Source organism: Metabacillus sp. RB-C-LZQ-3-1 (assembly GCF_058315175.1).
In genome coordinates this window covers 1-13,335 of the sequence record NZ_JBZFLI010000032.1, presented here as the reverse complement: position 1 = coordinate 13,335, position 13,335 = coordinate 1, and the positions used below count along the sequence as shown (strand labels likewise).

16 protein-coding genes and 1 pseudogene are annotated in these 13,335 nt (G+C 34.1%); 14 read left to right on the top strand and 3 right to left on the bottom strand.

Translation table 11 applies throughout. The annotated features are described in order from the left end of the window. Positions 1–100 precede the first annotated feature (100 nt). The 11 genes from AC4GZ8_RS25230 to AC4GZ8_RS25180 are packed head-to-tail and all read left to right on the top strand — an operon-like array spanning position 101 to position 10,899. Positions 101–4,072 (top strand): phage tail tape measure protein, encoded by a 3,972-nt coding sequence (locus tag AC4GZ8_RS25230; RefSeq protein WP_491084643.1) that lies wholly within the window; start codon positions 101–103, stop codon positions 4,070–4,072. Positions 4,073–4,075: 3 nt separating this feature from the next. Beyond that, complete coding sequence (locus tag AC4GZ8_RS25225) at positions 4,076–4,909, top strand: phage tail family protein (protein ID WP_491084642.1); 834 nt, start codon at positions 4,076–4,078, stop codon at positions 4,907–4,909. A gap of 24 nt (positions 4,910–4,933) precedes the next feature. Then, positions 4,934–6,358 (top strand): phage tail protein, encoded by a 1,425-nt coding sequence (locus AC4GZ8_RS25220; protein WP_491084641.1) that lies wholly within the window; start codon positions 4,934–4,936, stop codon positions 6,356–6,358. Beyond that, positions 6,351–8,258, top strand: coding sequence for a hypothetical protein (locus AC4GZ8_RS25215; RefSeq protein WP_491084640.1), 1,908 nt, complete (start codon positions 6,351–6,353; stop codon positions 8,256–8,258). The genes AC4GZ8_RS25220 and AC4GZ8_RS25215 overlap by 8 nt, the downstream gene beginning before the upstream one ends. Before the next feature lie 13 nt (positions 8,259–8,271). Next, complete coding sequence (locus AC4GZ8_RS25210) at positions 8,272–8,574, top strand: hypothetical protein (protein ID WP_491084639.1); 303 nt, start codon at positions 8,272–8,274, stop codon at positions 8,572–8,574. 14 nt (positions 8,575–8,588) lie between these two features. Next, positions 8,589–8,849 (top strand): hypothetical protein, encoded by a 261-nt coding sequence (locus AC4GZ8_RS25205; RefSeq protein ID WP_491084638.1) that lies wholly within the window; start codon positions 8,589–8,591, stop codon positions 8,847–8,849. Between the two features lie 30 nt (positions 8,850–8,879). After that, complete coding sequence (locus AC4GZ8_RS25200; protein WP_491084637.1) at positions 8,880–9,008, top strand: hypothetical protein; 129 nt, start codon at positions 8,880–8,882, stop codon at positions 9,006–9,008. A 54-nt stretch (positions 9,009–9,062) separates the two neighbouring features. Next, the gene (locus AC4GZ8_RS25195; RefSeq protein ID WP_491084636.1) at positions 9,063–9,296 is read left to right on the top strand and encodes a death domain-containing protein; all 234 of its coding nucleotides are present in this window, start codon (positions 9,063–9,065) and stop codon (positions 9,294–9,296) included. A 57-nt stretch (positions 9,297–9,353) separates the two neighbouring features. After that, positions 9,354–9,656, top strand: coding sequence for a hypothetical protein (locus AC4GZ8_RS25190; RefSeq protein WP_491084635.1), 303 nt, complete (start codon positions 9,354–9,356; stop codon positions 9,654–9,656). Next, the gene (locus AC4GZ8_RS25185) at positions 9,652–9,918 is read left to right on the top strand and encodes a phage holin (protein ID WP_491084682.1); all 267 of its coding nucleotides are present in this window, start codon (positions 9,652–9,654) and stop codon (positions 9,916–9,918) included. The genes AC4GZ8_RS25190 and AC4GZ8_RS25185 overlap by 5 nt, the downstream gene beginning before the upstream one ends. Before the next feature lie 57 nt (positions 9,919–9,975). Continuing rightward, complete coding sequence (locus AC4GZ8_RS25180; RefSeq protein WP_491084634.1) at positions 9,976–10,899, top strand: peptidoglycan recognition protein family protein; 924 nt, start codon at positions 9,976–9,978, stop codon at positions 10,897–10,899. Positions 10,900–10,961: 62 nt separating this feature from the next. Here AC4GZ8_RS25180 and AC4GZ8_RS25175 read toward each other — a convergent pair whose 3' ends face one another. Beyond that, a complete protein-coding gene (locus tag AC4GZ8_RS25175; protein WP_491084633.1) occupies positions 10,962–11,318 on the bottom strand; it encodes a YhjD family protein in 357 nt (118 codons plus the stop codon). Between the two features lie 3 nt (positions 11,319–11,321). Continuing rightward, positions 11,322–11,657: a YolD-like family protein gene (locus AC4GZ8_RS25170; RefSeq protein ID WP_491084632.1), complete on the bottom strand. Its 336-nt coding sequence runs from the start codon at positions 11,655–11,657 to the stop codon at positions 11,322–11,324. Positions 11,658–11,771: 114 nt separating this feature from the next. On the opposite strand from AC4GZ8_RS25170, the gene AC4GZ8_RS25165 reads away from it, so the two are divergent. Together AC4GZ8_RS25165 and AC4GZ8_RS25160 are read left to right on the top strand one after the other, a co-directional pair. Beyond that, a complete protein-coding gene (locus AC4GZ8_RS25165; RefSeq protein ID WP_491084631.1) occupies positions 11,772–11,990 on the top strand; it encodes a hypothetical protein in 219 nt (72 codons plus the stop codon). Positions 11,991–11,992: 2 nt separating this feature from the next. Continuing rightward, positions 11,993–12,253, top strand: coding sequence for a YolD-like family protein (locus tag AC4GZ8_RS25160; protein WP_491084630.1), 261 nt, complete (start codon positions 11,993–11,995; stop codon positions 12,251–12,253). Between the two features lie 40 nt (positions 12,254–12,293). Here the strand turns inward: AC4GZ8_RS25160 and AC4GZ8_RS25155 are convergent, their stop codons facing one another. Next, the gene (locus AC4GZ8_RS25155) at positions 12,294–12,503 is read right to left on the bottom strand and encodes a helix-turn-helix transcriptional regulator (RefSeq protein WP_491084629.1); all 210 of its coding nucleotides are present in this window, start codon (positions 12,501–12,503) and stop codon (positions 12,294–12,296) included. Positions 12,504–12,816: 313 nt separating this feature from the next. On the opposite strand from AC4GZ8_RS25155, the pseudogene AC4GZ8_RS25150 reads away from it, so the two are divergent. After that, positions 12,817–13,335: pseudogene (locus AC4GZ8_RS25150) on the top strand (FtsK/SpoIIIE domain-containing protein); the annotation flags it as partial.

The following is a 13,335-nucleotide window of genomic DNA, read 5'->3' as shown; positions in this document are numbered from 1 at the left end:
TATTTTGGCACGAGCCAATAGCAACTGTTGAGCGAATTTATGAAGGAGCTACTGCATTCAGCGGTTGGAGGAATAACCCTAAAGAAGCGTAGGTGATAAAATGGCAAATAATTCGGAATCCAAAGTCACCTTTCGGGCGTTTAATCAAGATTTCAATAAAGCAATCAATGAAATGAAGAGTGAAAGTTCCAAATTGCGTAAAGAGTTTCAGCTTCAAGAGCAACAATTAAAGCAAAATGGAACTGCAGCTGACACCTTAACAGCTAAGGTTGATTATTTAAAAAAGGCACAAGAGGTAGCAAAACAACAAGTTTCTGCCACACAACAACAGTTAGAAAGGGCTAAAGTAACGTTTGGTGAAAACTCAATTGAAGCCGATAAGATGGCGAAAAAGCTTTTAGATGCACAAATTGCTGAACAGAAACTAGCTAATGCAGTAAGTTCTACAGAACAAGAACTTGCGCGGTTAACACAACAAACTAGTACTACTACACAAGAATTGAATAAATTAGAGACAGAAGAAAAGCAATTAGCATCTCAGTTATCTAAGGTTAGTGCTGAGTACGAATTACAAAAAGCAAAACTTGGAGCTAATGCTAGTGAAGCTGACAAATTAAAAGTTAAGTTGTCTAGTTTAAATAATGAACATAGAGTTGCTTCTCTACAAGTACAGAATGTAAAGAAACAATTAGATATAGCAAAACAAAGCTACGGAGAAAATTCATCAGAAGTACAAAAGCTTGAAACAAAATTAATCAAGCTAATGACATCTGAACAAAAGCTTGCGAACGAAGTGACACAAACTCAAACAGCTTTTTCTAAACAAGCAACAGAAATGCAAAACACTGCATCAAAAGCTGAACAAGTTGGTAAATCACTTGATAATGCCGGAAACAAAATGAAAAATGCTGGTGCGACAGCTACGAGTGTAGTAGCTCCAGCAATGGTTGGTCTTGGTGCAATTAGTGTTAAATCAGCAACTGATATCGATGGTGCTACTCGTCAATTGATTGCTTCATTAGGTACGACGGGGGAAGAAGCCAAAAATCTTAAGAATGACATGCTTGAGGTTTGGGAAGGTGGATATGCTGAGAGTGCTGATGAACTAGCGATCGCGATGGGAAGAGTTAAACAGAACATGCGAGATATTGGTTCTGGTCAAGAACTCCAAACAGCCACTAAAAACGCACTCAATCTTTCAAAGATATTTGAAGCTGATGTAAATGAAGTTACCAGAGGCGCTAATCAGTTGATGATAAACTTTGGCTTAAGTGCTGATGAAGCTTTTGGGTTACTCACAAGAGGGGCACAAAACGGTCTTAATTTTTCATCCGAGCTTTTTGACAATGTTTCAGAATACGGTCCACTATTTCAAAAAATGGGATTCAGCGCTGAAGAATATTTTCAAATTCTTATAAATGGTGTTGAAAATGGAGCCTATAACCTAGATTACATTAATGATGTAATGAAGGAATTTCAAATTAGGGTGAAGGATGGATCTAAAACAACCTCAGATGCAATGTCTGAAATGAGTACTAATACACAAAAAGTGTGGAAAGAGTTTCTAAACGGCGGGGCATCTGTTTCAGATGTTTTTAATGTTGTTATTCCCGAATTAAAAAATATGGACGACCAAGTCAAAGCCAATCAAATTGGTGTTGGTCTTTTTGGAACAAAGTGGGAAGACCTTGAATCTGAAGTTATGTATTCCCTCACGAATCAAACAGATGCTTTAAAAGATTACGAGACTGCAATAAATGAAGCTTCAACAACACTTGAAGAATCATTCGGACAACGTGCACAGGCAACGATACGTAAATTATTAACAACATTAGAGCCATTAGGAACACAGATACTGGAACTAATAAATAGTACAGCACCTTACATTGCTTCTTTCATTGATAGATTTTCTAGTATGGATCCCGTGTTTCAAAATCTAGCATTAATTTTAGGAGCTGTTGCAATAGCTATAGGACCATTGATAGCAATGCTAGGTCAATTTGTTATTGGTTTATCAGCGCTAACAGGTAGGCTTACTTTGTATAGTTCAAGTGCAGCAAAAGCTTCAATTTCATCAAATGCATATTCAGCATCTATGTCTAAAATCGGAATAGCAGCTGCAGCAACAAGTACTAAAGTCGGCATTCTTGGCAGAACCATGTCATTACTTGCTGCACCATTTAAACTATTACTTGGTCTTATACCAATGATATTAATTCATTTGGGATTCTTCATTGCAGAGAATGAAGAGGCAAAACAAGCCATTTCAGATGTCTGGAATCGAATAATAGAGGTTATTAAGCCAGTCTTAATACAGTTATCTAATGCATTTAAACAATTAAAGCCAGTTTTCGATGGTATGTTGACATCCCTTGGAACAACGTTTGCTATGTTAATGAAGACAATAACAGGCTTATTAGATAACTTAGGACCATCATTATCAAGTCTAGCAACAACAATTGGAACACTCATAGCTTCAATTATACAAAATGGCGGTACAATTCTTACTTCATTAACTCCGGTTTTCAATGGGTTATTGTCGATTATAGGAAGTGTTTTAAGTGCATTACAGCCTGTAATTGAACAGTTTGCAAATAGTTTTTCAGTACTTGGTCCTGAATTTCAAAAAACAGGTGAAATCATAGCACAATCTTTTCAAGAATTGGGTCCTACATTTAACGAATTAGGAGTTGCTCTAAGTGAGTTAGGCATCACACTAGGGCAAAGCTTTAGTCAGCTAGCAAATGCAATAATACCGTTATATGTTGAGTATTTACCGCAATTAGTTGCAACTTTTGCAAGCATTGTTCCTGTTATTTTAGAGTTAGCATCGACTGTTTTACCGTTATTATTACAAACGTTCCAAATGGTCTTTCCAATTATTTTACAGGTGATACAACTCGTATTACCAATTGTGATTCAATTATTTTCATCGGTTATTCCTATAATTCTACAACTTGCACAAATGGTTCTACCATTAATCTTACAAGCAGTACAGATGGTCTTTCCAATAATCTTACAAATAATACAACTTGTATTACCGATTGTGATTCAATTATTGATCTCAGTTATTCCAATAATTTTACAATTGGCACAAATGGTTATACCGTTAATTTTACAGGCAGTTCAGATGGTCTTTCCAATAATTTTACAAATTATACAAATGGTTGTACCAATCATTATTACTGTATTGAGGTTAGCAGCAACAATCATTACAACTGTTCTCATCCCAGCAATTAGTTTTATACTGCAGGTTGTACAAATTGTATTTCCGACCATCATGCAGATTATTCAAAATGTGATAAACATCATCACAAATATTATTAAGCTGTTCACATCGATATTACGTGGTGACTGGCAAGGTGCATGGGATGCAATAAAAAATATCACACAATCAGTGATTAATATTGTTAAATCCATAATTTCAGCTGCATCAGGAATAATCATTTCAATATGGAATGGAATAAAAAGTGGAGTTACTTCGATAGTTACTGGATTATGGAATGCAGTCAGGGATAAGTTTGAATCATTGAAAAACACAGTCGGAGAAAAGATGAATGCTGCTAAAGCTAAGATTGAAGAAATCTGGAATAATGCTGTGACATTCTTAAAAAATATTGACCTTACACAAATGGGGAAAGATGCAATTCAAGGTCTGATAAATGGGATAGGATCTAAAATTGGAGCAATCAAGGATAAGGTAAAGGAAGCTGCAGATGCAATTACTGGTAAAATCAAGAGCATTCTTCAAATTAAATCACCTTCACGTGTACTTATGCAAATAGGTAAATGGACAGGTGAGGGTTTATCTAGAGGGATTGAAAAGATGAAGGGTGCAGTAGCAAAAGCCTCTCAACTTTTAGTCGATAGTGCAATACCTGAAGTTCAAGGTGCAGAATTATCTATTGGTGCTATTAAACAAAAAGAAATTGAGGCTGGATTAACATATAATATCAAAAATAATCAACCTATCATCATAAACCATACGACTAATTTGGATGGTCATGAAGTAGCAAAAAATCAATTTCCTTATATCAATGAAATGATGGGAGAACTTATAGAGGAGGGATGATGAATGGATAAGAGTATATTTAACTTTAAAATTCAATATAAAGATGGAACAACCATAGACCTACATGAAGATAAGAATTTATGGGTTAGTACTTTCCGAATTATCTCTCCTACACCCGAACATTTTACACAGGATGTTACAGGTAGGTATGGAACGATTTATATGGGAACAACGTTAAAGGAACGAAAAATCACTTCAACTATTATGGTCGAAGCTGTTGACTATATAGATTTCGATTTGATTCGGGATGAACTCTTTAGAATATTTAATCCTTTAGAAAAATTCTATATCATCCGAGATTTACAACCAGGTAAAAGGATGGAAGTATCTGTTTCAGGGGATTTCGATTTGGACTATTTAACACTAGAAGATGGGGAGTTTTCAATCGAATTTGTTATACATTCCGTTTTTTTAGAATCAATCGGAACAACTCTTTCACCATTTTCTTTCGGTTCAGATAAGTGGCAAATTGGACAAGGATTAATTGCAGAAGATGTGTCGTATATTCACAATACAACACAATTTAGAATTTATAATTCTGGAGATATAGCAATAAACCCGAGACAAATACCTTTGCATATTGTATATAAGGGAGCATCCAATAGACTATCTGTAAAAAACTTAACATCGGGTGAAGAATGGAAACATTATGGAACATCCCTACAAGGAGATACCATCGAACTATTAAATATACGCTGTTTAAAGAATGGAATAAGTATATTAGGAAATACCAATAGGAGATGTATTTCGATTTTACCTGGATGGAATGAATTTAATATTACTGGAGCGATCGGAAGTTTCGAAATTTTATTCGACTTCCGATTTTATTATTTTTAGGTGATGTTTATGGAAGATTTATTTGTGAGAACTACTTCAGGAATCGAAGAAAGAGTAACTGATTTTGAGGTAACAAGACAAAATCCTGTGAATAGTGAAAAGACAATTGATGTAGAAGTTATTCAGACTGACCAAAATAAACATTCATTTCAATTAATCCAAAATCAGCATACGCTAATTTACAAAAATGACGAGTATATTATCAAAAAGTACAAGCAACGTACATTTGGAAATAAAACGAAAATTGAATGTAAAGCAATTCATAGGATTGCTGAAGATTTAACGGACAATTATATATATGAAACTATTACAGGTAAAAAAACAATTAAAGAATTGCTTCAATTCCTTCTAAAGGGTACAAGGTACACATTTAACCTTGTTGTTACCGATTTACCAAGTTCAGTCGAGGTTGAAAATTTTGGTGATGCTAACTCGTTTACATTACTGAAAAACTTACTTGAACTAATTGCTGCAGAATTTGATTGTACAGGTACACAGATACTTGTTGCAAAAGAGATAGGCAGAGTAACAGATGAACAATTAAGGTACATGTTTAATATTGATGAACCATCTAAAGAAATTGATACAACATCTTTTAAAACATATATAAGAGGTTTTGGTAAGAAAAATGAAGATGGCTCATATGTTGTCAAATCGGAGTATACGAGTCCACTTGCTGCAGTGTATGGTATTAAACACGCTGATCCAATAAGAGACGAAAAGTACACTAATAAAGCTAGCCTTGATGAAGCTATACGTAGAGCATTAAATGATAGTATTAATATTTCAATTAGTCTTAATTTTGTTGAACTAAATGATATGGGGATAACAAATATATCTAATGGAGATTATGTTTGGTGCATTATTGAGCCATTTGACATTGATGTTCGGATTAGGGTGGTTAATGTAGAGGATTATTCAAATCCTTTTAAATCTCCAGTTTTTACACTAGGAACAATTGTTAAGAAAGCTACTGATGTAATTCGCACAACTAATAAAAGAATTTCTCAGGTCGTTAATACTAAGACGGGGAAAGTAAAAAGTGAAGCAATAGACACTAATAATTTATCAGTAGATTTAAGTAAAGCAAAAGGCAAATTAACCGAGCAACAAATTGCTTTCACTATACCCAATTATGGACTAGCATCTTCTTTAAAAGAAGGGTTAATGAGTTCAGATGACTATACTAAACTATCAAAAATATTGGTTAATGCGGATGGAAATGTGAGTGTCCCATTGGCATCCAGTGACCAAGATGGTCTTTTAAGTAAATTAGACTACGTTAAATTGACAAAAATCAAGTTTGATCAAGAAGGGAATTTGGTAGTCACAATACCCCTTGCTACTGATACAAAAGACGGTCTTATGTCTGCAGCTAACATTTTACAACTAAAGGATTTAGAACGAAGAGTGAGTGCATTAGAAAATGGAGGTGGTACTAGTGCCTAGATATCCATATAGACCCATTAAGTCAGGTTTTGGTAAGGATTTTAGAAACGAACAAAATCAGAACTTACTAGATATAGAAAGTGATATTAAAGGGTTACAAGGTGAATTTGATAATGTAGTTGAAAGGGTGTCTGAAAAGGCATTTGATAAAGTAGTAAACTCAGCAAAGATTGAATGGTTACCTCCTGTTAATACTTTTAACGACTTAGCTAGTACCTATCCGAATGTTATTGAGGGTAAAACAGCAATGACTCGTGATAGTGGTAAAATTTATCGCTATAATGGTGAAAATTGGATTGAAATTCAAGATATTGATCCTTCTGCTATTAATGAGGTGGATAATCGTCTTAGTTTGCAATTAGCTGATGAATCAAAGAAGGTTTCAAACGAATTCGCTCTACGTGGTGTAAATATTATGAGTCTAGGAGCTAAAAGTGATGGCTCAGATAACTATCAGATTCTTTTAAGTTTATTTCAAAAACATCCTTTTGCATACGTACCACGTGGAGATTTCTATGTATCATCAATAGAAGGAATTGATGAAAGAAGGTTATACGGAGAAGGTAATGTTTATACAGATGGATACACTTTCGCAATTAATAGTGGAAGTCCAGCAACGGTTATTAATGATTACTTGAAGAATAAAGGGAACTTTCATCATAGAAGAACGTTTGGTACATTTCAGAATGCATCCGTGGGTGGTGTAGTTGCAAATAATCCTAATCCGAAGATTCAAGTTTTCGGAATACAAACTAGCAAAGAAGCCTCTGCTTATTCAAATCGGGATAGTGCTGCATGGTATACGGCTGCATATAGCGCGAACCCTACTGTAACTCATGCAGGAGGAACCATTGAATACACCAATACAACTGTAAAAGTAACTGGTGCTACAGTTAGAGATTTAGATAAAGTATTACCGGGGATGATCATTGATACAAAACACTCACCTAAGATGGCTGCAATAATAAGTAAAATTGATGTTGAAAATCAGTTGATTACTATTAAAGAGGGATGGTATGCAATTGTACCAGGGGGCAGTGAAACTCCTTCAATTCCTGCAAACGGGACAGGCTTTGATATAAATCGAGTAACAAAAATATGGGGAAGAAATAACAACGTATTCCTATTTGCAGAACATGATACAAATCAAGCGGTAGCTGATGAAATTGGTTTATTTAATTATAAACCCTTAACTGAAAATGTAGATATCGGTGGAATAGACATAGTTAACTTCAAGAAAAAAGCAAGATACGGTTCGAGAGTTAGAAAAGCAAATGATGCTGAAGAAGGATTTGGAGTAGCTTATGAAGCTAGGGACTCTGATAATGGTTTTGCTTTTCATGCCACAGACATTAATAAAATACCATTAATTAGTTACCTTGATGGTGATGCAAATGATAAAGGATTTCATTTTAGAACAAATGGAAGACAATCTAAGTTAAAGTTAGGAGCAGGGGTATTTACTAATGGAATGGTTCAATATGGTAGTTCTGATATAAGGATAATCATTATAAGTAAAACTATAAGAGAAGACTTTTCAATTCATTCGCCTGTAGATAGAACGGGTGAGCTATTAATAGTACAAAATGCTGGAAGTGCATATGCAGATATTAAGACGAAAGATGGCTCAAATCTTGTGTATAAAGGATCAGCTCTTTCTTATCTAAGGATGTTACCAAGAACTTCTATGATTTTAGTAAGTGACGGTAATTCATGGTATGCACTTACAGGAACAGTGGAAAATTTAGCACCTTTTGATAGAAGACAAGGTTTAGGATCACCGACAACAAATGCTGATTTTATAGGGCAAATTTATAATGATGTCTCTGCAAATGCTGAAGCTTATATATCAGTAAGTGTTGGGAAAGGAGCTTTAGACTGGAAGAAAATTACGCCCTAGGGAGGGGAAATAAGTGGGACTTTTAAAAAATTTAAGCACAAATATTGGACTTGAAATTAAAGATGCTTATTTCAATATAGGTAACTTAAGTGGAAATCAAAATATTATTCAATTCACTTTAAATGCTTATGTGGATAGAAATGCTTATCTAGAAGGAAAAGCATCGATTGAAACTAGAACATATTCTTTTATCCCTGATTCTTCAGACGGTGCATTAAATATCTTTAGACAAATCTACGCTTATGCCAAAGAAATAGATGACTATAGGGATGCAATTGATGTATTTGAGGAAGGTCAAGCGCCGATTATTTCATAAAGGAGTTTTGAAAAGTGGCTAAAAATACATTTGGTGTTTTTAACAATGAACAAGTACTACGTATTGAAAAAACAGAAAGTTTGTCCACGTATAAAAATATTTATGTGGATAAAAGATATGATGCTAATGATGACTCGATTTTTTTATATATAGATGAAAATGGCAATGAAATATTGAACTTTAAAAAGAATGGAGATATTTTCATTAAAGGGGAATTAACAGAAAATGATAAAGATATCGTTGAAGGATTTAGGAAACTCTTTTCAACAAGTTAATAACCAGAACAACGGAGAGGTTGATGAATAATGAATAAATCTGCTATTGAAGATATCCTTAAACTTGCGGAACAGAAAAATAAAGAAATAAAGCAAGAAAATAGAAGGAAAATAATTGGTTTAACTTTAGGGAAATTAAGTAGTAATAGTACAAAGTAATTCAAAAAGGAAAATCACTTATTTTGTCGAAATATTAAAAAGGGAGATGATAAAATGAGTGAATTGAAGACTGATAATTTACTAGCAAGAACAAATTCTGTAAGCATAATTAATAAGATTCATATTGAAGCAATTACAGATTTGTTAATTGAAAAAGGAGTTTTTTCAAGAGAAGAATTTATTGAAAAGGTTGAAACAATAACTGCCGATTCTCTGGACCAGTATAATGCTGAGATATTAGGAGTAACAGTTGAAGAATTACAAGAATGGATAAATAAAGAGAAATAATCATAAAGCCATCAAAATCGGTGGCTTTTTTATTATGTCCTGAAAGGTGGTGAGAGGGTGACTGTCGAAATAGGAATTCTAATTAGCTTAATAGGAGTATTATTAGCAATCCTTACTTTCACCTTAAACAGAGACAAGGCTGTTAAAAGTGACGCTACAGAATCCGCAGTAATTAGAACAAAGTTAGACAACATTAGTCAAGGGGTAGAATCAATCCGGATTGATATACGAGCAAACGAACAGAGAGTAAGTGATTTGTCCGAACGCGTTATAAAGGTCGAGGAAAGTGCAAAACAAGCACATAAACGCTTAGATACTATGGAAATCAAAGGAGAGGTAAAACATGAAAAACTTTATTAAATCATTAGACAAAGGCACGGTCATTCGGACGGTGCTTCTTTTTATTGCACTCGTTAACCAGACATTAATTATGTTTGGTAAGCCAATCATACCAATTGAAGAAGGACAGATTACTAATCTTGTGGATGGGATTTACCTGGTTGGTTCCGTTGCATTCACGATTGGTACTACTGTAATAGCATGGTTTAAAAATAACTATGTAACTCAAATAGGAAATTTACAAAAGAAAGCACTACAAGCTCAAGGATTAATCAAAAAATAAGCTACTCAATTGAGTGGCTTATTTATTTATCTAAAATAAAAAGGAGAGAGTTTTAAAGTGGCAAAAATTCAAGATATCCGTAAACAAACTGCAGGTGGTTCTAGTAAACGAGCTCTTAGAAAAGTAAAGAATATTGCACGTCACCATTCAGCAACAACAGGTGGGGATTACTTCGCATTCTGGAAGTCATGGAAAGCGAAAGGATGGAAAACTGGAGGGTACCATGAAATCATCTTACGTGATGGTACAGTGCAGCTTTGTTATGACCCTAATGTAATTACAAACGGAATCAAAAATCATAACAGTGAAACATATCATATTTGCGTTGTAGGTAATGGATCCTTTACTGAAGCTCAAGAAAAGACATTTGATGAACGTTGTAAGGTAGCGATGGCTCTGTTTGACCTTCCAGTTGAAAAGGTACTTGGCCATAAAGAATTTAGTGGAGCTTCAACTGCTTGTCCTGGTATCGATATGAACATGGTTCGTAATCGATTAAAGGGAAAAGCAACTACTGTAAAAGCACCTACGACAGAAGTGAAAACTGAGATTGTTAAAGCTCCATCTACACCAAAGCCAACTTATAGTGGCAACAGCTTCATTAAGAAATTTCAGGATTGGTTGAATAAAACATACAAGTTCAATTTAGTTGTTGATGGTATTTATGGTCCTAAAACTAAAAAGGCTGCTCTTATGGCATTACAAACTGAACTTAACAAGCAATTTGGGGCAGGTCTTAAAGTTGATGGCATTTGGGGACCTAAGACAAAAGCATCTATTCGCACAGTTTCTAGGGGTGCAAAGGGCAATATCACAAGAATCATTCAAGGGATGCTTTATTGTTTAGGTTTTGACCCGAAAGGTTTTGATGGTGATTTTGGTATTGGATCATACTATGCAGTAATGGCTTTCCAAAAGAAAAATAAATTAGCGCAAGACGGACTTGCAGGTAGAAATACATTTGAAAAGATGTTTAAATAAGGTTAATAAAAGATTCCTATTAAATCTTCAAAAGTTAAGCCCTCACCGTGGAAAAGTGAGGGCTATTTCTTTCTAAAATAAAACTCTAATAACTTAGTTCCATGTATCTTAAGAGCAGCATCCCAATACCTCGAAAAAGAATGATACCCTCGCACATAATAATCATACTGCAGCATAATATCGTCCCTCATAGGACCAAATACTTTCATTTCTTGTTTCTTCATCTCAGCTTTCATATCCCTTAACTTTATCCTTATTGTCTTAAGAACACTTTCAACTAACCTAATGTAGGGGTCTTTGAGTTTGAAGTTTGCATTGTTTATTATAACAAGATCCTCTTCAAGAATATGAAGTAAGTATTCATGAACAATATAGTTATGCACTAAGTCCTCTTGTTCCTTGGTAATGGGAGCTTTCATAAATTACACCTCGTGAAAATCTACTCTGAGTACATCTTCAAACTTAATTATAAAAACATCATTGTAAACATCTTTTAGTCTTACTTCATTTCTAATGGTATCTACAAAATGAATAAAACCTATGTACAGTTTAATATCTCCTTTTTCGTAATAAGTAAAAACAACTTCTTTGTTATATTCCATCGCTTCGCAAATAATTGAATTAATCTCTTCTAATTGACCTTCATCTAATTCAGGTTTCTCAACCTTATTAAGGCTTATATCAAAATCTCTTAAATTCTTTACATGTTCAGGCATCATAAACGCAGTCCATTTTTTCGTACCTCGATCACGAATCATAAAATCATCCCTTTATCATTATCGTGTTCTTATTATACGAAAATATGTTCGTATTTTCAATTGAAATCGAACTATTGTTCGTATATAATATATCTAAAAAGGGAGGTCTTATTGATGAAAGGTTTACTTAAAAGAGCTGTTGTGAATGGTGAAGTTTTAGAAATGTTTTATCTAAATAGAAAAGGAGAAATTAGTCAACGTAGGATTAAAATCATCAAACTTAGCGATGAATCGATTAGTGCTTATTGCTTCACTCGTAACCAGCAACGCACTTTCAAGTTAGGTAACATTTTATCAATTGGACTTATACGTAAAGTAAGGAGAGGTGCATAATTATGATGTTAGCAAAACCAAAGAAGGTTAAGAAACCAGCAAGACCAACTAGGGATGAATTCGAGTTAGAAGAGATTGCTAATACTTTAACAGAAGCGTTAGAGGATAAAAGTGAACTTAGATTAACTGTGTGGAAGAGAGAAGATCCTGTAAGAGGTAAAGTAGTAAAGATGGATGGTAATACTAAATTGATTCATATAGAAAATTTTACTGAAACAATCAAAGTGCCTTTCATGGATATTTTATTTGTTCAGAGAGTTTAAAAGCCCTACTCATTTGAGAAGGGCTTCTTTTTCATGATCATTACTTTCTATCATTGGTTAAATCTCCAAATAGCTCTTCAACACTCTTATTTAAAACTTTGGCTAAAGATAGGGATACGCTTGTTTTTGGATCCCTTGTTTCCCCCGAGCAAATCTTCGATAAAGCACCAGGTGATATTCCTGCCTTTTTTGCTACCCACCCTTTTCGTAAACCTTGTTCGAGTATAACTTGCTCCACTTTTGTTGTCATTATTACCACCTCGTATATCTCATTCAATGTATAGTTTAAAATTCCTTTGCCCTCAAGAAAAATAAATTTAACTGGACAGGCAAGAAATTACACTACAAGTTCATATACATTATCATCAACACAAAATGATGCTAGATATGATGCTCAGACAATGACCAGAAATTGTGTATTTTAGTTATTCCAATACAAATGCAAGTAATGAATTTTAAATGGTATTAATTAAACCTATTAGTATCAAGGGGAAAATCGAATATTCGAAATGCAATATCACAGCAACTATTACTACGTAATATCCAAATTGGAGGTGGTGTAATTGATTTTCGAAATAGGCTCAACAATCATCATGAGTGGTGTAGCAGGTTATTCATACTTAAAGACTAAAGGATCCACTTCAAATGATGCAGATAAAATACAAAAGATATTTGCCAATGCTGGATGGACTGGACGGAACGGTGAGACTATCCGACTTCAAAGAAAAGCGAAATTTCAAGGTGGTGTTGAATATGTTTATCAGATTCCATTAGGTTTTGACCGAAGGAAGATTGAGGCTGAAAAACACATATTAGAGGATGGCCTAAACATTAGACATAATCTTTTTGAAGTTGATTTGAGGGACCTACTAAAAATTAAGTTGGATAAAACAATACTGCAGCAACTTAAGAAGATACTTACAAATAAAAAGATTAGAAGAAAGGAAATCGAACTTAGTTTTGATGGGATGTTAAGAATAAAAGTTTATAACGAAGGTATGCAGGACCGATATGACTGGGATGAGAGTTATTTAATTCCTGGTACTTGGTCCGTATCAATTGGTCAAACTCATCATGGTGTA

Bases quoted from the DNA above. Each gene is read 5' to 3' on its own strand.
- AC4GZ8_RS25230 (WP_491084643.1), top strand. From the start codon at position 101: ATGGCAAATAATTCGGAATCCAAAGTCACCTTTCGGGCGTTTAATCAA.
- AC4GZ8_RS25225 (WP_491084642.1), top strand. From the start codon at position 4,076: ATGGATAAGAGTATATTTAACTTTAAAATTCAATATAAAGATGGAACA.
- AC4GZ8_RS25200 (WP_491084637.1), top strand. From the start codon at position 8,880: ATGAATAAATCTGCTATTGAAGATATCCTTAAACTTGCGGAACAGAAA.
- AC4GZ8_RS25195 (WP_491084636.1), top strand. From the start codon at position 9,063: ATGAGTGAATTGAAGACTGATAATTTACTAGCAAGAACAAATTCTGTA.
- AC4GZ8_RS25175 (WP_491084633.1), bottom strand. From the start codon at position 11,318: ATGAAAGCTCCCATTACCAAGGAACAAGAGGACTTAGTGCATAACTAT.
- AC4GZ8_RS25170 (WP_491084632.1), bottom strand. From the start codon at position 11,657: ATGATTCGTGATCGAGGTACGAAAAAATGGACTGCGTTTATGATGCCT.
- AC4GZ8_RS25165 (WP_491084631.1), top strand. From the start codon at position 11,772: ATGAAAGGTTTACTTAAAAGAGCTGTTGTGAATGGTGAAGTTTTAGAA.
- AC4GZ8_RS25160 (WP_491084630.1), top strand. From the start codon at position 11,993: ATGATGTTAGCAAAACCAAAGAAGGTTAAGAAACCAGCAAGACCAACT.
- AC4GZ8_RS25155 (WP_491084629.1), bottom strand. From the start codon at position 12,503: ATGACAACAAAAGTGGAGCAAGTTATACTCGAACAAGGTTTACGAAAA.